The sequence below is a fragment of the Nocardia sp. NPDC003979 genome (assembly GCF_053605015.1).
Genome location: NZ_JBSGIJ010000004.1, coordinates 228,681 through 246,900, shown reverse-complemented (window position 1 = coordinate 246,900; position 18,220 = coordinate 228,681). Strand labels below are relative to the sequence as shown.

Below are 18,220 nucleotides of genomic sequence, written 5' to 3'. Positions count from 1 at the left end.
CTCGGCCCGCGCTACGCGGGCCGGTCCAGCGGCGTGTCCGGATCCCCCGAGTGCCGCAGCGCGATGATCTGCTGCGGTGCCCAATAGATCCGCCCGAACTCGAACTCCTGATACCGGCCGTCGTCGTGGGCGACCTCGTCGGAGGCCGGCCAGCCGAGCTCGCCGTTCTCGAAACCCGATGCCCGCCAACGTTCACCGATCGCGCCGTGCACCCGGTAGGCGGGCTGCCCGGCGCGCCGGTAGATCGCGCCGCCCTGAAACGCCTGCGCCACAGCGGGTCCGGTGCCACGCGGGTCGGGCAGCTGTGCGTGTTCGGCGATCGGGTAGCCGAGCGGCCCGGCCTCCCAGCCCGATTCGGCGTATTTGGCCATGATCGCGGTCGGGATGGCATAGGCGCCGGTGGACGGGTGCCAGTACACGTAGCCGTGTTCGAACTCGGCGAAGCGGCCGAGCCCGTCCGGTGTGGCGATCTCGCCGTCGGTGCGCCGGACACCCAGCCACGGCGAGGCGGCCGCTCGGTCGTCGATGGCGTTGGGGCGCGACCCCGCGAAACCCGCCACGTGCGAGGCGAAGACGTCCCAGGGAAAGTTCGGCCCCACATCGGTGTGCGAGCCGATGCCGAGTGCCCTCGTCACATAGTTGTGGTCGCTGATCCCCTCGGCCACGTGGTACGGGGGTGCGATCACCTGGGTGGAGTACCCGTGCCGGTGGGCGCTGCGAACAGCGAGGTAGGCCGCGATCCGCAGGTCACCGTCGATGGCCAGCCACTGCTCGCGTGACCACGCGACACGGCTCCCCGCGAAACACAAATTCACCGTGAACGGATTGGCCGACAACACCGACCACGCGGCCAGTTCCTCGGGCACCACCCGCGCCACCACACCGTCGCGCAGCGTGTAGTGGTAGGACACCCCGTTGGACGGGTTGTTGAGGTAGGCGGCAAGGGATTCGGCGGTGCCGTTGCCTTCCTGGGTGTGCAGCAGGAAGTTGGTGATGCGGGCGCCCTCGCGCGGTGAGTGCGACGGGCCGAGGCGGTCGAGCTCGGTGAACTGCGGAATCGTCACGGAACGGTCCTTACTCCACTGGCCGAAATCGGGGGCGAGAATGTCGTTGACGTCGACGTGGGTGCCGTCGATGAGCGGCCCGGGATTGCTGGGGGTGTCGATCACCCGCTGGTACAGCACCGCGCGTGGTTCGCGTTCGGTTCCCGACCACGCCCGCGTCTGCCAGGCCCAGCTGAATTCGCCGCGGGTGCCGATCACCCCGTCCTCGATGGCCCACGCGCACACCCGCGAGTGCCCGTAGATCCCGGTCCACGCCACGCCGAGCACCGCGTTGACCCCGCGGAAGAATTCGACGGCGGTGTTGTTCCACTGCGCCAGCGAGATGTCCTCGTCGACGGCGAAGAAGATCGGCGCCTCGCGTGGTGCGCCGAGGCTCAGATGGGTGGCGAGGGCCTGTTCGGCCATGCGCCTGCCACCGTCGAACCCGGTGGTCCAGTCCGAGGGGGTCGGGTCACCCGGCTTGCCGTACTGCCAGATCGACACGATGTCGAGCCCCGCCGCCGCGAGAGCTCGGGCGTAGTCGGCGGTGATCGGTTTGGCCCCGAAATTCGCACCGGGTCTGCTCGGCGACACGTAGGCGAGCACAGCCGAATGACCTGCTTCGGCGATGGCCGCCGGGTTGATGAGCCGCGCCGCGAAATCGACAGCGGTAGACATGATGACCCCCTGCATGACTGCGTATCCGATGGAATTCCGGGAAATGGTGGAACTACCGAGATGATTCACGCTTGTACCGACAATCGGCACGGGGTGACCGAGGAACTCACCCTGGAATGATTCTAATCGAAACACTCACTGCGGCATCCTCATTCACCGATGCCGGAGGAGTACCCAGATCCGGGTCCGATCAGACGCGCGTAGTTTCACTCATCCGCGCGGCGCTACCGGACGGCTAACCTTTCGCCATGGTGCCAGAGCTGTACTGGGGGATCCCGACGCACGGGTTCTTCGTCGCGCTCGGCGTCGCTGTCGCAGCCGTGGTCTTCGTCGCCGAATGCCGACGCCGTGACGCGCTGCGCGAGGAGTCGCTGGTCGCGGTGACCGGTGCGCTCGTCGGTGGGGCGCTCGGCATGCGGTTGTCGAGCCTGGCCGAAACCCTCGATCCACTCGAGAGCTGGCTCTTCGGTGCGCGCAGTGTGCTCGGTGGCCTGCTCGGCGCCTATGTGGGTGTGCTCGTCGCCAAACGGATTATCGGCTACCGCGAACGCACCGGAGACCTGTTCGCCCCCGCTGTCGCGCTCGGGATGGCTGTCGGACGCGTGGGCTGTCTGCTCACCGAGGCACCCGGTCGCCCGACCCGATTACCGTGGGGCATCCACGCTCCGGGGACCGTGGCCCAATGTCCCGGCTGTGCGGCCGGCGTGGCGATGCATCCGAGCTTCGTCTACGAAATCCTGTTCCAGCTCACCGCGTTCGTGACGCTGTGGTGGCTACGTGACCGCATCACCACGCCCGGTGAGCTGTTCACGCTCTATGTCGGCGCGTATGCCGTCTTCCGGTTCCTCGTCGAGTTCACCCGCGCCAACGACACGGTATGGCTGGATCTGACTCGCCCGCAATGGTTTCTGCTCCCTGGACTCGTCCTGGTCGCGGTGCGTCTGAGCATCGGCTGGCGGCGCGGGTACTACGAGGGCGTTCTCCGACGAAAGGTCGCGGTATGAACTATCCGCCCGCACCACCACCGCCACCGCCCGGGGCGAATCCGCCGGGGCAGGGTGGCCAGGTCGCAGCGATGGCGGTCGCCGGTGCGCTGTCGTTCATCGGTGTCAACGCCATGGCGGGCTTCGTCGTGCTGATGCTGGCCGCCTCGACCGCCGACGCCACCGCCGCACGCGTGCTGTTCGGGCTCGCCGCCCTGGTGAGTGCCGGGGCGGCGTTCGGCGGTGGGTGGGCGCTGATCCGGTTGCGTAAGCCCGTGTGGAAGGGCTTCGGGCTCGGCCTGATGATCGGCTGGGCGTTGACGACAGTGTGCACCGCCGGGTTCTGCACCGCGGTCAATCCCTACCTGTACACCGACACGTTCGGAATGGCGCCGTGACCGGGATGCCGCTGCGCGGCGACCGCATCCTGCGCTACGTCACCGCGTTCTGCCCGCGCTGCCACGACGACCGTCCGCTGCCGGAGGTCGCACGGTTGTCGGGGTGGTTGGCCGAGCGCGACGGTCAGGTGTGGCTCGAACGCGGCTGCCCGCGTCATGGCATGGTGCGCACCCTCTACGACGAGGATCCCGAGATCCTGGCCTATCTCGAGGAGTGGACCGCACCGACCAAGGCCCACCGTCCCGATGTGCCGGGCAATTTCGACCCGGTGCCCGCGGCGTATCTGCGCGGTCTGCCCGAGATGCAGACCCAGCACACCTGCATCCTGCTCGAGGACATCATCGACAGCTGCAACCTGCGCTGCCCGACCTGTTTCGCCGATTCGTCGCCGGAACTGCGCGGCGTCGTCGCGGTCGAGGACGTGCTCGCCAACGTCGATCAGCGGTTGGCCAGGGAAGACGGGCGCCTGGACGTGCTGATGCTCAGCGGCGGTGAACCCACCCTGCATCCCGAGCTGCCCCGGTTGTTCGCCGAGCTGACCGCCCGGCCGATCACCCGGATCCTGCTCAACACCAACGGTGTTCGCCTGGCCGTGGACGACGAGCTGCTGGCCCTGGTCGGTGCGCATCGCGACCGGGTCGAGGTGTACCTGCAGTACGACGGCGAATCGGCTCAGGCCTCACGCCATCATCGCGGTGGCGATCTGCGGATGCGTAAACAGCAAGCACTGCAACGCCTTTCGCAAGCGGGTGTGTTCACCACCCTGGTCATGACCGTGGCGCTCGACGTGAACGACGACGAGATCGGGGCGGTGCTGCGCACGGCGATGGACACCCCGTTCGTCGGTGGCGTGTCGATCCAGCCTCAATTCGGTTCCGGTCGTTCCGGAGTCATCGACCCGATGCGCCGCCTCACCCATACCGGTGTGCTGCGCAGGCTCGGTCCGCAAACCGGTGGTCAGGTCACCTGGCGCGACCTCACCGCCCTGCCGTGCTCGCACCCGCACTGCTGCTCGGTCGGTTACCTGCTGCGCGACGACGCCGGGCGATGGCGCTCACTGGTGTCGCTGATCGGCCACGACCGGTTGAAGTCGCAACTGGGACTGGTGTCGAACCGCATCGCCGATACGGATCTGCCCGCCGAGCTGCGGGTAGCGGTGCGCGAGTCGCTGCTCGGGCTCTTGTCGGAGCAGTCCTCGCTGTCGCATCCGGAGATCGGGAAGGTGTGGGAGAACATCTGCCAGCACTGTGACCTTGGCATGTCCACGTTGCTGACGCTGGCGTCCTCGGCGCTGCCGGGCAGGCGCGCACGGCTGCGGAAGCTGCTGGGGGAGCGGGTCGTGCGGGTGACGGTGAAACCGTTCATGGACATCTCGACGATGATCGAGGAACGGCTCACCCAGTGCTGTGTGCACGTCGGCACCCGTTCCGACGCCGACCAATGTGCCCCGTTCTGCGCGGTGCAGGCCTGGCCGGCACTGTCCCGGCAGCGGTTGCCGGTGGCGGCCCCGGCCGGGCGGAACCTGCTGCCGATGGAGGTGCGGTGAGTTCGGAGCGTGGCGTCTACTACGAGGAAGCGGTGCGCGCGCGTCCACCGCACGACCCGCTGACCCTGTGTGTGGTGGCGACCGCCGCACTGCTCACCTGGTTGTTCGGTCCGTGGGCGGTCGCCGCGTTCGGTGCGCTGGCGTTCGCCGGTTACTGGCGGGCGTGGCGGGCCGGACTGCGGCGCAGCCGGTGCTGGTTGCGCGATACCCGCCTGGTGCTGCTGTATGTGGGTGCGATCGCGGTGGCCGGAGCGGTGGCCGTGGTCAAATGATCGGCGTGTCGCGAAAGCTGATGCGGCACAACGGTGGCGGTGTGCGCGCAAGCCCTGTTCACTGGTAGCCATGGCCTCCACCCGATCCAGCAGGCAGCGCAACTCGGGGACGCCCGCGCCAGCCGTGTCGCCTGCGGAACTGATCGTCGTCACCGCCCCGACCGGGCCCGATCTGACACCGGCCGCCCTGCGTGAGACCAGTGCGGTGCGCGGTCGGGTAGACGGTCTGCTGCCCGGCGACGCGCACCTGGTGCCGATCTTCGGACCAGGCAACCGGCTCGCGGGCAAACTCGCCGACACACCGCAGGCCGCGCAGGCCGGTTCCTACCTCGGCTATCACCGAGTCGTCGGCGCGGTCGGGGACTTGACCGAGGTGGCCGACCGGTTGCGCGCCGAAGACACTGTCAGCGCGGCATACGTGAAACCCGCCGCCGAGCCGCCGCTCGCGCCGGGCACGACCGTCGCCCGTGCCCCGGAGGCACCATCGGTGACGCCGGATTTCCGCAGCAGGCAGGCGTACCTGGATGCCGCACCGAACGGGATCGACGCGACCTGGGCGCATACCCGGCCCGGTGGTCTCGGCACCGGCGTGCGGGTCATCGACATCGAGGGCGCGTGGCGATTCACCCACGAGGATCTGCGCCACAACCAGGGCGGGATGATCGGTGGAACGGCGTCGACGGATCGGGGTTGGCGCGACCACGGCACGGCGGTGGCAGGGGAGATCAGCGGCGATCTGAATCCGTTCGGCATCACCGGTATCGCGCCCGAGGCGCACATCCGGGCGATCTCGATCTTCGGGATCGGTTCGGCGACGGCCATCCGTTCCGCCGCCGACGCACTCGACCCCGGCGACGTCCTGCTCATCGAACTGCACCGGCCCGGACCCCGATTCGACTACCGGGCGACCCCGGATCAGCGCGGCTACATCGCCGTCGAGTGGTGGCCCGACGATTTCGCCGCCGTTCGCTACGCGCTCGGGCGCGGCGTGATCGTGGTGGAAGCCGCGGGCAACGGTGCGGAGGACCTGGACGCACCGATCTACGACACCCGACCGGCCGACTTTCCCGCCGATTGGCGAAACCCGTTCCGTAACAACGACTCCGGGGCGATCATCGTCGGTGCCGGCGCACCACCGCCCGGACTGCACGGCCGTGACCACGGCCCGGCGCGCGCCCGCCTGGACTTCTCCAACTACGGTGCCCGCCTCGACGTGCAGGGCTGGGGGCGCGAGGTGACCACCACCGGTTACGGGGACCTGCAGGGTGGTGACGACGAAGACCTCTGGTACACCGACGAATTCAGCGGCACCTCGAGCGCGTCACCGATCGTCGTGGGCGCGATCGCCGCCTATCAGGGCATCCGGTCCACCGGCCCCGGCCGAGCGACCCCCGAATCGGTTCGCACCTTGCTGCGCACGACCGGCTCACCCCAGGCCGCGGCCCCCGGCCGCCCGGTCACCCAGCGCATCGGCTCGCTGCCGGACCTGCGCGCGATGACGGCTCGGATGTAGCCTGCGCTATGGCGATCGTTCACCAGACCACTCTGACCCCGAGCAAGCTCGAGCTGCTGGAAGCATGGTTGCCGACACGGCGGTGGTATCGCGGCACCACCCCGCGCCTGAGCAAAGCGGGCGGTTTCCGGCTCGACGATCCCGACGGCGTAGTCGGCATCGAATTCATGCTCCTGATCGACGACTCGGCCACCGGCCCGCAGCTCTACCATGTCCCGCTGACATACCGAGGTGCGCCACTGCACGGCGCCGACGAAGGCTTGGTCGGCACCATGGAACACGGTGTCCTCGGACGGCGATGGGCCTATGATGCCACCCGGGATCCGGTGGCGGTGAACGCCGTCGTCGACCTCCTCGCCGGCCGGGCGACCGCCCAGGCCCAGAACTACAGCGACACCCTCGACTCCTCCGTGGCGGTGCGTCGGGTCGACGTACCGGACAACTCGGTACAGCCGCTCGACACCGACACCCACACCGACCTCCCGGTGTCATCGGAGCTGACGCTACGCATCCACCGCCTCCCCGTGGACCCGCTCCCCGATGCGGTGGGCGCGGTCGCGGCACCGTATGTGCTTGCCGGAGTGCGTCGTTCGGTGGTGGAGGTCGTCAGCGTGCGGACGCGCGCAACGGCGCCGGAGGAAAATCAGGTGTGATCGGCGGCCCCGCGTGGGAGGGTGCGGTGCATGACTTCGGTGCAGACGATTCGGGTACGGGAAGCTACTCGCGCGGACGCGGAAGCGATCGTGCTGTTGCAGGAGACCGGGTTCGGGATGCGGTACGAGGAGGCCGAGCTCGAGCACAAGCTGCGGATCTTTCCGGTGGAAAGGTCATTGGTGGCGGTCGACGGAGATCGGGTCGTCGGGCACACGGTCGACATCACCATGAGCGTCACGGTGCCGGGGGAGCGCAGCGTGGCGGCTTGCGGCGTGTCGGGCGTTGCGGTGGCGCCGACGCACCGGCGACGCGGCATCCTGCGCGCCCTGTACTCGGCGCAACACGAGCGCACCGAGGCGGACGGACTGCCGTTGACGATCTTCACGGCCAGTGAAGGGTCGATCTACGGCCGGTTCGGGTACGAGACGGCGATCTTCGACAACACGGTGGTCGTGGATCGGCGCAAGGCGGAATTCCGCGCCGATACACCGGATCCCGGTGGTGTCGTCCTCAGCACCCTCGACGAGGCCGCCGACCACATCCGCGCCGTCTACGACCGATGGCAAGCCCGCACGCCCGGTGCCCAGCGGCGTCCCGATGCGAAATGGGACCTCGTCTTCACCGATCCGCAACGCCATCGCGGGAACGCCACCTCCCTGTTCGTGCTACTCCACGCCGACGGTTACGCCCTGTATCGCCGCCGCTACGACGACGGAAAATCGACCACCGTCGTCGCCGAATGGCGCGCCGTCACTACGGAAGCCCACATCGCCCTGTGGCGGGTTCTGCTCGGCATGGACCTCGTCGACACCGTCGAAGCCGAGGTCGCCGACGACGACCCGCTGCCCTACTTCCTGACGAACCCGCGCGCCGTTCAGCTGACCCACCGTGGCGATTCCCTGTGGGCCCGCCTCATGGACGTCCCCGCAGCCCTCACCGCCCGCACCTACCGGCACGACCTCGACACGGTCATCGCGGTCCACGACCCATTCCGCGACGCGGGCGGCACCTTCGCCCTCCGCATCCGCGACGGCCACGCCGAATGCACCCCGACCACTCGTCGCCCCGCCCTGACGTGTGACATCAACGTCCTCGCGGGCCTCTACTTCGGCGCCCACCGAGCCACCGCCTACGCCACCGCCCACCGGCTCCACTCCGAGAGCCCCGCCACCCTCGCCGCTTTCACCGAAGCCTTCACGACATCGCGCGCTCCCGAACTGGGCTGGTTCTTCTGAACCCCTTACGCTCCGAATCCACTTCGAGCCGTGCCCGGCTGCTTCCTGGCGGCGAGCAGTACGGCAGCGAGCAGGAGGGCCAGCAGGATCAGCGACAGGAGTACCTGGGGGTGCAGGCCGAGGGGCGACGGGTTGTCGAACTCAGGGTCCTGGATGGCGGTTCCGGGGAAGAGCAGCGCGCCCAGGAGTGCGAGCCATGGAACGGCAAGGATCGCGCAGGCCGAGCCGAGCGTAGGGAAGCGGTCGCCTCCCCGTCGCACGAGCAGGATCAGGGCGATGACGCCGAGCAGGAGCGACATGACGATGTATTGGGCGTCGTGGAACTTCGCGTGTGGCGGCCAGGCGTCGTTGCGCAGGTGTTGTGCCGCGCCGGCCGGGATCAGGAAGTCGGCGAGTAGCGCCCCGAATATGGTGGCGAGCGCGACGATTCCGGCGAGCAGGCGGGAGACGTTTCCGAGCGTGATCATGTGTGTCCTTGCGGGTGTTGGCTTTCGGGCTGGTGAGAGCGCAGGAATTGGTCGATGACACGGCGGACGTAATCGAGATCGAACGTTCGATGGGCCACGAGTCGACGGAAGAACAACGGGCCGTGCAATTGATCGACCGCGAGCTCGATGTCCAGTCCCGCCGGTAGTTCGGCGCGAGCGATGGCCTCGGCCAGGATCGCGCGAGCCGCTCCGGTTCCGGACCGGTGCAGGCTCACCTTCACCTCCGCGAAACGCGGATCGACTCCGGCTCTTTCGATGATGACGCGCATGGCCTGTTCCATCACCGGTTCGTGGAGCATCGCGCGCGTCGCGGAAAGCACGGCGAGCAGGTCGGCGCGTAGGTCGCCGGTCGGTTCGGGTCGCACCGCCTCGATATGCCAGGCGACGGCATCGCAGACGAGATCGGCGGGTTCGGGCCAGTGCCGGTACAGCGTGGCGCGGCTGACCCCGCTGCGGGCCGCGACGGCACCGTGAGTGAGCCCTGCCAGGCCCTGTTCGACCAGCAGTTCGCGGGCTGACGCGAGAGCGGAACTCCGGGTGCGCTCGGCGCGCGGATCCGGTGGTCTCATGGGACTCCTACTTATGAGACAAATTGTTTCACAACTATGAAACGGAATGTATCTGAACTTTTTTGACCCGTCGAGATCGAAATATCGGAGCGGGTGCTCTCTATTGGCCTCGATCCGCTCCGGTTGTCGGCGCCTGTCAGCCGTCTTGTCCCGCGTGGATTGTTACAGAGCGGACGCTCTGTTAATCTCGGTCCATGCCCCGCCCCCGGATACACGATCTAGACCACCTGTTGGATGCCGCCGAGACAATGGCCGTCGACTCCGGTCCCGCCGCTGTCACCGTGCGGGCGCTGTCGGAGGCGACCGGTGTGTCGAACGGGGCGATCTATCACGCCTTCGGGTCACGCGCCGGGCTGTTGGGGCGCACCTGGCTGCGCGCCGCGCAACGGTTCCTCGAGCTGCAACGTCGAGCTGTCGACCGGGCGCTGGCGACCAGCTCCGCGCCGGAACATGCGATCGAAGCGGTGGTGGCGGCCGCCGATACACCGGCGGAATTCCTGCTGGAGCACCCCGTATCGGGGCGTTTCCTGTTGACCGTGTCCCGGCAGGAACTGCTCGGATCGAGCGAGATCCCCGGCGACATCGCCGAAGAACTGCAACGGCTCGACGACCTGCTCACCGGACTGCTTGTCGACCTGGCGCGCGGCGTCTACGGGCGGGGCGATCGGGAAGCGGTGACCGTCGTCCGCGATTGCGTGGTCGAACTGCCGACCGCCCTGCTGCTGCGTGGCCGCCGCGACCCCGAAACCGCGGTGCGCCAGCGGCTTGCCGCCGCCGTCCGCGCCGTTCTCGCCCTGCCCCTTGACGACTCCACCCCCAAGAAATGAGAGGCAACACCATGACCGTGACAGTGCATTACGAGGACAAGATCGCCGTGCTCACCCTCGGCGACAACGAAAACCGGTTCTCCCCGGACTGGATCGACAGCGTGAACGCCCAGCTCGACACCATCGAGCAGGAAGCGCAGGGCCTGATCACCGTCGGCAGCGGCAAGTTCTATTCCAACGGGCTCGACCTGGAATGGCTGATGGCCAACGGCGACCGAGGCGAATGGTACGTCGGCCGGGTGCAGGAACTGTTCGCCCGCATCCTCACTTTCCCGCTGCCGACCGTCGCCGCCGTCAACGGCCACGCCTTCGGCGCGGGCGCCATGCTGGCCATCGCCCACGACTTCCGGATCATGCGTGCGGACCGCGGCTACTATTGCTTCCCCGAGGTCGACATCGACATCCCCTTCACCCCCGGCATGGCCGCCCTCATCCAAGCCAAACTCGGCCCGCAGGCCGCGGTCACCGCCATGACCACCGGCCACCGCTTCGGCGGTCCCGATGCCCTCGCCGCCGGCCTCGTCGACGCCACGGCCACCGAAGCCGAACTCGTCGCCGACGCAGCCACCAAGCTCACCCCGATCCTCGGCAAGAACCCCGCCACCCTCGCCGCCATCAAGAACACCATGTACGCCGCCGTCGCCGCGGCCCTGCGCTGAGACGAGACCGGAGTATGTCGACCATGACCACCGAGGCGGCCAGTACCAACCTCGCGCTCTGGAACACGCTGCAACGCCTGCCTTTCGGCAACTGGCTGTTCGCGCAGGCGCTGTGTTTCAAAGCGCCCTATTTCCGCAGCGTGCACCCCCTGATCCAGGAGTTGCGTCCGGGACTGTGCCGCGTCACCGCACCCAATCGTCGCAGCGTCCACAATCACCTGGGCACCTACCATGCCATCGCGTCCTGCAATATGGCCGAACTCGCCGGCGGCATGATGACCGACGCGACCATCCCCGCCACCCACCGGTGGATCCCGGTCGGGATGACCGTGAATACAAATCCAAGGCCACCACAGCCGTCACCGCCGTAGCCCACCTCGACCCGATCCCCGAATTCGGCGACGACCCCACCGAACTCGTCGTCCCGGTCGACGTCCTCGACGCCGACGGCAACGCCTTCGTCACCGCGAGGATCACCATGCACGTGTCGAAGAAGCGATAGGTCAGGACGCCGGTCCGAGGTGACGGGCCACGGATCCGAGGACCAGTGCGCGCGGTTGCGCCTCCGGCGCGATCAATTCCAGGCTCCGATTCGCGGCGAGCACCGCGATTCCGTGGACGCTGGTCCACAACCCCAGCGCCCGGGAAGTGTCACCGGGACAACACCTATCGACCAGTTCGGCCCATTCCCGGTAGATCGGCACGGTCTGCTGCCGGAGGTTCTGCCCGGAACCCTCGAGCAGATCGTGCCGGAACATCAGCGTGAACATCTCGGGCCGCTCGACGGCGAAACTCACATACTCCGTCGACATCCGCTCGATCCGCACTCGCGGCGTGTCGTGCGCGCAGGAGGAGAAACTGGCCAGCAGGTCGGCGAATCCGCGTGCCGCTACGGCGCTGAGCAGGGCGGCGTGTGTCGGAAAGTATCGGCGGGGCGCACCGTGCGACACGCCCGCTCGGCGCGCGATCGCCCGCAATCCGAGGTTTGCCGCACCGACCTGTTCCAGCAGTTCGGCACCGGCGGTGACCAGCCGATCACGCAACGAATCCTCGTCAACCATGCCCGACATTGTCGCCCCTGTGTCCACCCGCGATGAGTAGACACTGTCTACGACATGCGGTAGACAGTGTCTACCTTCGTCGGATGGGGATGTCCATGTGGTTCTGGTTGCTGAAGTACGTACTGCTCGGACCGGTGCTCCGAGTGCTGGGAAGGCCGAAAGTCGAAGGACTGCATCATGTGCCGCCGACGGGGCCGGTGATCGTCGCCGCGAATCACCTGGCGGCAGTCGATTCGCTGTACCTGGCACTGGTCCTGCCGCGACGCATCACCTTCATCGCCAAACAGGAGTACTTCACGGGCACCGGTACGCGTGGACGGATCGAACGGTGGGTGATGACCGCGACCGGGCAGGTGGCAGTCGACAGGTCCGGCGGATCAGCGTCGAGCGCCGCACTCGAGGCGGCCGTGGGGATCCTGTCGGACGGGGGCGTGTGGGGGATACATCCGGAGGGGACACGTTCGCCCGACGGTCGCGTCTATCGCGGACGAACCGGCGTGATCCGGGTCGCGATGCAAACCGGGGCGCCGGTGGTGCCGGTGTCGCTGTCGGGGACGGATTTCGTCAATCCTCGTGGACGGCGGATGTTGCGGCCGGCTCGGGTTCGCGTCGTTTTCGGTGCGCCGCGCTACTTTCCGCCGCTGGATCGTGCGCAGGTCAGGGTCGCGACCGACGATTTGATGGCCGAGCTCGCCGCGCGTTCGCATCGGCCCTACGTGGATCAGTACGCACGACGACCGTAGGCGCTGCCGCCACGCCACGGTGGTTGAGGCGCACCGGGGCTCATCGGGCATAGGGTGGGCGGCATGTCCTTGACCGACGGGGAGGGGCAGCACAGCGGGGGGACCCGGCAGGCGATGGTGATCGCGGGCGGGGCGTCGTTCGTGCTCGGGGTGGTGACGTTGCTGTGGCCCGGGCGCGACGAATCGACGCTGGCCTTGATCTTCGGGATCGCCCTGGTGATCAGCGCGCTCCTGCAGGGGTTCCTGGCGTTGTGGGCGCGGATCGGGTTCCTGCTTCGGGTGCTGGTGCTGGTGAGTGCCGCGCTCACGTCCGTGCTGGCCGTGCTGGCGTTCAGTGGTGGGAACATCGAACTGCTCGCCCTGTGGATCGGGCTCGGGTGGACGGTGCGGGGGATCGTGCTCGCACTCGTCGCGGTGTGGGACGACGATCGCGCCGACAGCTGGACCGCCGAGCTCTGCGGGCTCGGCACCCTCGCGATCGGGATCACGATCATCGCCATGACCTTCAAGACCGTCACCGGCCTGGCGACGATGACCGGCGCCGGACTGATCGTGATCGGCGTGCTCGACCTGCTCGCCGCCGGTATCGTGCGGGCCACACACACCGCCACCGCGCCCGCCCCCACGGTGAACACCCAGGCCGTCGCCGACCGCTGAGACCCAATCCCACACCCGCAGTGCACTTTTCGCGGCGGTGGACGAACATCGGGACAACATGACGTTGCCGGAAACGGAGCGGGTGCTGAACTCTGCGTGCCGGGCCGTTCACAGCTGGGGTAACTGTGCTGCGCGCCGGTAGCGTGGCCCGCGGCGTGCGCAGGTCGCCGCGCGCCGCGTCCGCAGCCCCGAAGTATGACCAGGAGAATTGTGGTGTCGCGCGTAATCCCCGGCGTAGCTGCCGATGCCGTCGAACGTGAGAAGCAGGCCATGCGGCGCATGACCGAAAGCCTGGTCGAAGATCTGTCGGACAATGTTCCCGTCGAGCAGGTGACCTCGGCCGTCGGTGCCGCGCACACCCGCTTCGAGGGCAAGCCCATCCGTGAGTTCGTGCCGATCCTGGTGGAGCGGATCGTGCGCAACGAACTCGCCGATTCCGACCCGACCGTGCGAGTGCCCGCGCCGACCGCGCGCCCTGCCGCCGCCGAACAGCCGGCCGAACCGGTCGCCGCCGAGGAGGAGCCTGTCGCGCCGTTGGTGAGCAGGCGGAAGCTCGTTTCGCTGTCGGTCGGTGCGGTCGGGGCGGTGGCGATCGTGGCCGCCGGGATGACGCTGTGGCCGAGCAGCGCCGAAAGCCCGGCCGCCGCACCGGTCGGCGCGGTCACCGTGGTGCGCGGTGTGGTCGGGTCGGAGAAGATGTCGTTCTTCGCCGATGAGCGGGTTGTCAAGGTGCTCACCGACAACGGGATCCGGGTGGAGGTGCAGCCTGCGGGATCGCGGCAGATCGCCACCGAGGTGAACCTCGACAGCTTCGATTTCGCGTTTCCGTCGAGCAAGCCGGCCGCCGAACGCATTCAGCGATTGCGCAATGTCACCGCCGGGTATACGCCTTTCTCCTCGCCGATCGCGATCGCCACCTACCGGCCGATCGCCGACCTGCTCACCGCGGCGGGCGTCATCAAGCCCGGCCCGGTCGCGACCTTCGACATGCAGCGCTACCTCGAACTCACCGCCCAGGGCGTGCAGTGGGACGACCTGCCCGGAAACACGACCTACCCGGTGGCCAAGAACATCTTGGTCTCCACCACCGACCCGCGTACGTCGAACTCCGCCGCGATGTACATGGCCATCGCCGGCTATGTGGCCAACGATCACACCATCGTGCGCGGCGGCACCGCCGAACAGCACGTACTTCCGACGCTGTCGAAACTGTTCCTCGCCCAGGGCTACACCGACAACAGCAGCGAAGGGCCCTTCACCCAGTACCTGACCAACGGGATGGGCCCGACGCCGATGGTGTGCATCTACGAGGCCCAGTTCGTCGAGGCGGCGGGGCAGGGACGCATCACCGATGACATGGTTCTCACCTATCCGACACCCACCGTGCTGTCGAGCCACACGCTGGTCCCGTTCACCGATACCGGCGACCGGATCGGCAAGCTGCTCACCGAGAACGCCGAACTGCGTCGTCTCGCCGCCGAACACGGTTTCCGAACGGGTGACAACGCGCAGTTCACCGCCGTGGCCGCCGAGCGCAAGGTGCCGGTTCCCGCCGACCTGATCGACGTGGTCGACGTACCCGCGTACGAGACGCTGGAAAACCTGCTCGACGGGGTCGCCAAGTCCTACAACTGAGTTCGGTCCGCTGACCTGCGGAAATCCCGGGGCGAAAAAACTTTCGCGGGCAGCGATGAGTTCTGGCGGTGGGCACCGTCTTTATGGGTGCTACCTGTAGGCCGAGATCCGGGAGAGGCTCATGACCGCCAGTTCCGCCGTCACCACCGGCACCCTCGTGGTGCCTGATGCCCGTCTGTACTACGAGGTCAGGGGGTCGGGACCGCTGATGGTGCTCGTCGGCGCACCGATGAACGCCGCTGCGTTCGCCCCGCTGGCCGAGCAGCTCGCCACCACCAACACGATCCTCACCACCGACCCGCGCGGTCACAACGCCAGCTCCCTGAACGACCCGGATCAGGACTCCACCGTCGCGGCCCGCGCCGACGACCTGGCCCGGCTCGTCACCCATCTCGACGCGGGCCCGGCGGTGGTGTTCGGTTCCAGCGGCGGCGCCGTGTCCGCGCTCGCCCTGGCCCAGAATCACCCCGACCTGGTCACCACGGTCGTCGCCCACGAACCTCCGCTGCGCGAACTGCTCCCCGACGCCGACGCTCAGCGGGCCCGCACCGACGACATCATCGCCACCTACACCGACGGCGATGTACTCGGCGCGTGGCGGAAGTTCTTCGCCCAAGCCGATATTCCGATTCCCGACCCGGTCCTCGAGCAGATGTTCGGCGCCGATCGCGACCCACGCCAGGTGGCGAGCGAACGCTACTGGCTCACCCACGAACTGCGCCACACCACCGCATGGGTGCCCGATCCGCCCCTGCTCCGCACGATCCCCACCCGCGTCATCGTAGGCATCGGCACCGACTACGCCGGCCAGCTCTGCGACCGCACCTCCCGCCAACTGGCCTCGGCGCTCGGCGTCGACCCGGTCCTGTTCCCCGGCGACCACACCGGATTCGTCAACGAACCAGCCACTTTCGCCGCCCGCCTGCAAGAAGCGCTCGACGAGCCGTGAGCCCGGTTGCTCGCCGCACAGCCCTTTGAATGTTCCCATGACGCTGAATGTTCCCATGACGCCCCCCGCGCATCTGTGGCTCGCCGCCTGTCTGTCCCGGTGAGCCTTGGGGGCCTGCTCCTCCCAGAGGGAGGATCTGGGCCATCTATCCGCGTGCGCGAAGGTCACCCCTCGATGGCGTGTTCGTTGCCGCGCCAGTACGACTTCGCGACCCGCGGCGCTACGTTGTCGTTCACGACGGCGGCCGGGACGTGCGAAGGGTCTCGTCTATTTCGCCTGCTGACACCTCCCTAGGGGTACGGCGGTCTGACAGCAGGTAGTACCGCAGTTCAATGTGCCTGTGTACCAGAGCTTTCTACTGTCTGCTCATGCTGACACGTACGTTGATCCTGCCGATCTGCACCATCGCCTTGTTGCTGACGAGCTGTACTACGAGCTCCGCTGAGGCGCCCGCCGTGGCGCCCGCGCGGCTGGACGCGGTGCGGGCCGACCTTGCCGGGTTGGTCGAGTCCGGAGCTGTCGGCGCTGTCGCCACCCTGACCGACAACGGTGCGACGGCGGTGATGAGCGCCGGGGTCGCCGATCTCGTCGAGGGCGCATCGATCCCTGATGATCGACCGCACTACGTGCGGGTCGGCAGCATCACCAAGACGTTCACGGCGGCGGTGGTGTTGCAGTTGGTCGCCGAGGGGCGGATGGCGTTGGACGCTCCGGTGGAGAAGTACCTGCCGGGTTTGCTTCGGGGTGACGGCGTGGACGGGCAGGCGATCACGGTTCGTCAGCTCCTCGGTCACCGCAGCGGATTGCCGGTTCCGCGCTCGTTCGAACTGACGGAGCATCAGGCGGCCGTCGTCGGCCGCACCTTCACACCCGAGGAGGAGATGGCGATCATCCTGCAGTCACCCGCCGAGTCGGCTCCCGGCACCCGCTTCCAGTACAACAACACCAACTACCTGGTGGCGGGAATGCTGATCGAAGCTGTCACCGGGCGCTCGTACGCCACCGAGCTCGCCGACCGCATCATCACCCCGCTCGGCCTGACACACACCTATCTGCCCGCCACCGGCGAAACCGGTCTGCGCCGACCCCATCTGTCCGGTTACACCACGGTCGACGGAAACGTCACCGACGAAACCCTCATGGAGCCGTCTCTGCCCTGGGCCTCGGGCGCCCTGGTCAGTACCGGCGCCGACCTCAATCGTTTCTACCTCGCACTGGTGGCGGGCCAGGTGGTTCCGCCTGCCCAGTTGCGCGACATGCTCGACGGCGTCGACATGGGCGACGGCAACGGCATGTCCTACGGGCTCGGCATCGGCTACACCCAACTCCCTTGCGGCACACGTTTCATCGGCCATAACGGCAACGTCCGCGGCTTCAGCGCCCTCGCGGGCGCCACCACCGCGGGCCGCGCCTTCACCTACTCCTACACCGGCACCCCGACCGCCACGAACATGGGCACCTGGATCACCAGCGGGCTCTGCGGCTGATCGCCACTCGCGGCGCCCGGCGAAGGGTGTATCCGATGCCGAGGGACAGGGTTACCGTCGAAGAATGCAGCTTCAACCAGATCAGGGCGATTGGGTGTCTCCGGCGTGCACCCTGCCCACGGCGGAGCAACCGATCCGGGTCGCCGAGTTCGACCAGCTTTTCCGCAGCTCTGCACGCACAACCAGGCGTCCCGATCGGACGCGGCTCGAAGTGATCCTCGATCCGGGTGCCGAGGCGATGGTGCGCGAGCTCTCCGAGCGTGAGAGTCGCTGCTGCTCGTTCTTCACCTTCGACTTCGCTGTCGAGGAGGAGGGCTTGATGATGCGAGTCGGTGTTCCGGCGAACCACGTCGATGTACTCGACGCCTTCGCCTCACGCGCCTCGGCCGCAATCGAGGCAGCCGGGTGAGCCCTTCACCGATAGGCCGGCTCGCATTCACTGCAACCTCGCCACCGTCGCCGATCAGAATTCGGGATGTACGCCCGTGACCGTGTTGCGTTCCATCCTGCTGTTCGCGCTGGCCGCCGTTGCCGAGATCGGCGGCGCCTGGCTGGTCTGGCAGGGCGTGCGCGAACACAAGGGCGTGGCGTGGATCGGCGCCGGAGTCATCGCCCTCGGCCTCTACGGTTTCGTCGCCACGTTGCAGCCCGACGCCGATTTCGGGCGGATCCTGGCCGCCTACGGCGGGGTGTTCGTCGCGGGATCCCTGCTGTGGGGCATGGCACTGGACGGCTTCCGCCCCGACCGCTGGGACGTGATCGGGACGGCCGTCTGCCTGCTCGGCGTCGCGATCATCATGTACGCGCAGCGTCCTAGCTGAT

At 67.9% G+C, this 18,220-nt stretch carries 20 protein-coding genes and 2 pseudogenes; 17 read left to right on the top strand and 5 right to left on the bottom strand.

The genetic code is table 11. From position 1 onward, the window contains the following. Positions 1 to 11: 11 nt before the first annotated feature. Both ACWEVR_RS10770 and ACWEVR_RS10765 read right to left on the bottom strand, forming a co-directional pair. Positions 12 to 1,064 (bottom strand): N-acetylmuramoyl-L-alanine amidase, encoded by a 1,053-nt coding sequence (locus ACWEVR_RS10770; protein ID WP_452467021.1) that lies wholly within the window; start codon positions 1,062 to 1,064, stop codon positions 12 to 14. 3 nt (positions 1,065 to 1,067) lie between these two features. Beyond that, positions 1,068 to 1,736 (bottom strand): annotated as a pseudogene (locus ACWEVR_RS10765) (DUF1906 domain-containing protein); the annotation flags it as partial. Between the two features lie 233 nt (positions 1,737 to 1,969). On the opposite strand from ACWEVR_RS10765, the gene ACWEVR_RS10760 reads away from it, so the two are divergent. The 7 genes from ACWEVR_RS10760 to ACWEVR_RS10730 all read left to right on the top strand — a co-directional run bounded on the left by ACWEVR_RS10760 (position 1,970) and on the right by ACWEVR_RS10730 (position 8,323). Then, positions 1,970 to 2,725: a prolipoprotein diacylglyceryl transferase gene (locus tag ACWEVR_RS10760; protein ID WP_452466727.1), complete on the top strand. Its 756-nt coding sequence runs from the start codon at positions 1,970 to 1,972 to the stop codon at positions 2,723 to 2,725. Beyond that, positions 2,722 to 3,102 carry a hypothetical protein gene (locus tag ACWEVR_RS10755; RefSeq protein ID WP_067489876.1) on the top strand — a complete coding sequence of 127 codons (381 nt, stop codon included), beginning with the start codon at positions 2,722 to 2,724 and terminating at the stop codon, positions 3,100 to 3,102. Before ACWEVR_RS10760 ends, ACWEVR_RS10755 begins: the two co-directional genes overlap by 4 nt. Before the next feature lie 5 nt (positions 3,103 to 3,107). Continuing rightward, positions 3,108 to 4,649: a radical SAM protein gene (locus tag ACWEVR_RS10750; protein WP_452467020.1), complete on the top strand. Its 1,542-nt coding sequence runs from the start codon at positions 3,108 to 3,110 to the stop codon at positions 4,647 to 4,649. Continuing rightward, the gene (locus ACWEVR_RS10745; protein ID WP_452466726.1) at positions 4,646 to 4,921 is read left to right on the top strand and encodes a hypothetical protein; all 276 of its coding nucleotides are present in this window, start codon (positions 4,646 to 4,648) and stop codon (positions 4,919 to 4,921) included. The genes ACWEVR_RS10750 and ACWEVR_RS10745 overlap by 4 nt, the downstream gene beginning before the upstream one ends. Positions 4,922 to 4,991: 70 nt before the next feature. Continuing rightward, positions 4,992 to 6,434, top strand: a complete 1,443-nt coding sequence (locus ACWEVR_RS10740) for a S8 family serine peptidase (RefSeq protein ID WP_452466725.1) — start codon at positions 4,992 to 4,994, stop codon at positions 6,432 to 6,434. Positions 6,435 to 6,442: 8 nt separating this feature from the next. Further along, positions 6,443 to 7,087 (top strand): maltokinase N-terminal cap-like domain-containing protein, encoded by a 645-nt coding sequence (locus ACWEVR_RS10735; protein ID WP_452466724.1) that lies wholly within the window; start codon positions 6,443 to 6,445, stop codon positions 7,085 to 7,087. A 30-nt stretch (positions 7,088 to 7,117) separates the two neighbouring features. Then, positions 7,118 to 8,323 (top strand): GNAT family N-acetyltransferase, encoded by a 1,206-nt coding sequence (locus ACWEVR_RS10730; protein ID WP_452466723.1) that lies wholly within the window; start codon positions 7,118 to 7,120, stop codon positions 8,321 to 8,323. Positions 8,324 to 8,328: 5 nt separating this feature from the next. Here ACWEVR_RS10730 and ACWEVR_RS10725 read toward each other — a convergent pair whose 3' ends face one another. Both ACWEVR_RS10725 and ACWEVR_RS10720 read right to left on the bottom strand, forming a co-directional pair. Next, positions 8,329 to 8,790, bottom strand: a complete 462-nt coding sequence (locus ACWEVR_RS10725; protein ID WP_452466722.1) for a DUF6640 family protein — start codon at positions 8,788 to 8,790, stop codon at positions 8,329 to 8,331. Next, positions 8,787 to 9,380 carry a TetR/AcrR family transcriptional regulator gene (locus tag ACWEVR_RS10720; protein ID WP_452466721.1) on the bottom strand — a complete coding sequence of 198 codons (594 nt, stop codon included), beginning with the start codon at positions 9,378 to 9,380 and terminating at the stop codon, positions 8,787 to 8,789. The genes ACWEVR_RS10725 and ACWEVR_RS10720 overlap by 4 nt, the downstream gene beginning before the upstream one ends. Before the next feature lie 194 nt (positions 9,381 to 9,574). On the opposite strand from ACWEVR_RS10720, the gene ACWEVR_RS10715 reads away from it, so the two are divergent. The 3 genes and pseudogenes from ACWEVR_RS10715 to ACWEVR_RS10705 all read left to right on the top strand — a co-directional run bounded on the left by ACWEVR_RS10715 (position 9,575) and on the right by ACWEVR_RS10705 (position 11,368). Continuing rightward, the gene (locus tag ACWEVR_RS10715) at positions 9,575 to 10,207 is read left to right on the top strand and encodes a TetR/AcrR family transcriptional regulator (RefSeq protein WP_452466720.1); all 633 of its coding nucleotides are present in this window, start codon (positions 9,575 to 9,577) and stop codon (positions 10,205 to 10,207) included. Positions 10,208 to 10,218: 11 nt separating this feature from the next. Further along, positions 10,219 to 10,866, top strand: a complete 648-nt coding sequence (locus ACWEVR_RS10710; RefSeq protein WP_452466719.1) for an enoyl-CoA hydratase-related protein — start codon at positions 10,219 to 10,221, stop codon at positions 10,864 to 10,866. 14 nt (positions 10,867 to 10,880) lie between these two features. Next, positions 10,881 to 11,368, top strand: a pseudogene (locus ACWEVR_RS10705) (hotdog fold domain-containing protein). A gap of 1 nt (position 11,369) precedes the next feature. On the opposite strand, the gene ACWEVR_RS10700 reads toward ACWEVR_RS10705, so the two are convergent. Beyond that, a complete protein-coding gene (locus ACWEVR_RS10700; RefSeq protein ID WP_452466718.1) occupies positions 11,370 to 11,927 on the bottom strand; it encodes a TetR/AcrR family transcriptional regulator in 558 nt (185 codons plus the stop codon). Between the two features lie 95 nt (positions 11,928 to 12,022). Here ACWEVR_RS10700 and ACWEVR_RS10695 point away from each other — a divergent pair, with 95 nt between their 5' ends. The 7 genes from ACWEVR_RS10695 (at position 12,023) to ACWEVR_RS10665 (ending at position 18,219) form a co-directional block, all read left to right on the top strand. Beyond that, the gene (locus ACWEVR_RS10695; RefSeq protein WP_452467019.1) at positions 12,023 to 12,670 is read left to right on the top strand and encodes a lysophospholipid acyltransferase family protein; all 648 of its coding nucleotides are present in this window, start codon (positions 12,023 to 12,025) and stop codon (positions 12,668 to 12,670) included. Positions 12,671 to 12,733: 63 nt separating this feature from the next. Continuing rightward, positions 12,734 to 13,327 (top strand): DUF308 domain-containing protein, encoded by a 594-nt coding sequence (locus tag ACWEVR_RS10690; protein ID WP_452466717.1) that lies wholly within the window; start codon positions 12,734 to 12,736, stop codon positions 13,325 to 13,327. A 213-nt stretch (positions 13,328 to 13,540) separates the two neighbouring features. Further along, on the top strand, positions 13,541 to 14,962 hold the full coding sequence (locus ACWEVR_RS10685) for a three-helix bundle dimerization domain-containing protein (RefSeq protein ID WP_452466716.1): 1,422 nt from the start codon (positions 13,541 to 13,543) through the stop codon (positions 14,960 to 14,962). 121 nt (positions 14,963 to 15,083) lie between these two features. Next, a complete protein-coding gene (locus tag ACWEVR_RS10680) occupies positions 15,084 to 15,911 on the top strand; it encodes an alpha/beta fold hydrolase (protein ID WP_452466715.1) in 828 nt (275 codons plus the stop codon). A 368-nt stretch (positions 15,912 to 16,279) separates the two neighbouring features. Beyond that, positions 16,280 to 17,398, top strand: a complete 1,119-nt coding sequence (locus ACWEVR_RS10675; protein ID WP_452466714.1) for a serine hydrolase domain-containing protein — start codon at positions 16,280 to 16,282, stop codon at positions 17,396 to 17,398. A gap of 64 nt (positions 17,399 to 17,462) precedes the next feature. Continuing rightward, positions 17,463 to 17,807, top strand: coding sequence for a hypothetical protein (locus ACWEVR_RS10670; RefSeq protein WP_452466713.1), 345 nt, complete (start codon positions 17,463 to 17,465; stop codon positions 17,805 to 17,807). A 76-nt stretch (positions 17,808 to 17,883) separates the two neighbouring features. Next, complete coding sequence (locus tag ACWEVR_RS10665) at positions 17,884 to 18,219, top strand: YnfA family protein (RefSeq protein WP_452466712.1); 336 nt, start codon at positions 17,884 to 17,886, stop codon at positions 18,217 to 18,219. Position 18,220 lies beyond the last annotated feature (1 nt).

Coding starts and splice junctions, on each gene's coding strand:
- ACWEVR_RS10760 (WP_452466727.1), top strand. CDS start 1,970: ATGGTGCCAGAGCTGTACTGGGGGATCCCGACGCACGGGTTCTTCGTC.
- ACWEVR_RS10740 (WP_452466725.1), top strand. CDS start 4,992: ATGGCCTCCACCCGATCCAGCAGGCAGCGCAACTCGGGGACGCCCGCG.
- ACWEVR_RS10735 (WP_452466724.1), top strand. CDS start 6,443: ATGGCGATCGTTCACCAGACCACTCTGACCCCGAGCAAGCTCGAGCTG.
- ACWEVR_RS10750 (WP_452467020.1), top strand. CDS start 3,108: ATGCCGCTGCGCGGCGACCGCATCCTGCGCTACGTCACCGCGTTCTGC.
- ACWEVR_RS10720 (WP_452466721.1), bottom strand. CDS start 9,380: ATGAGACCACCGGATCCGCGCGCCGAGCGCACCCGGAGTTCCGCTCTC.
- ACWEVR_RS10715 (WP_452466720.1), top strand. CDS start 9,575: ATGCCCCGCCCCCGGATACACGATCTAGACCACCTGTTGGATGCCGCC.
- ACWEVR_RS10680 (WP_452466715.1), top strand. CDS start 15,084: ATGACCGCCAGTTCCGCCGTCACCACCGGCACCCTCGTGGTGCCTGAT.
- ACWEVR_RS10710 (WP_452466719.1), top strand. CDS start 10,219: ATGACCGTGACAGTGCATTACGAGGACAAGATCGCCGTGCTCACCCTC.
- ACWEVR_RS10730 (WP_452466723.1), top strand. CDS start 7,118: ATGACTTCGGTGCAGACGATTCGGGTACGGGAAGCTACTCGCGCGGAC.
- ACWEVR_RS10725 (WP_452466722.1), bottom strand. CDS start 8,790: ATGATCACGCTCGGAAACGTCTCCCGCCTGCTCGCCGGAATCGTCGCG.
- ACWEVR_RS10755 (WP_067489876.1), top strand. CDS start 2,722: ATGAACTATCCGCCCGCACCACCACCGCCACCGCCCGGGGCGAATCCG.
- ACWEVR_RS10670 (WP_452466713.1), top strand. CDS start 17,463: ATGCAGCTTCAACCAGATCAGGGCGATTGGGTGTCTCCGGCGTGCACC.
- ACWEVR_RS10675 (WP_452466714.1), top strand. CDS start 16,280: ATGCTGACACGTACGTTGATCCTGCCGATCTGCACCATCGCCTTGTTG.
- ACWEVR_RS10690 (WP_452466717.1), top strand. CDS start 12,734: ATGTCCTTGACCGACGGGGAGGGGCAGCACAGCGGGGGGACCCGGCAG.
- ACWEVR_RS10695 (WP_452467019.1), top strand. CDS start 12,023: ATGTGGTTCTGGTTGCTGAAGTACGTACTGCTCGGACCGGTGCTCCGA.
- ACWEVR_RS10700 (WP_452466718.1), bottom strand. CDS start 11,927: ATGGTTGACGAGGATTCGTTGCGTGATCGGCTGGTCACCGCCGGTGCC.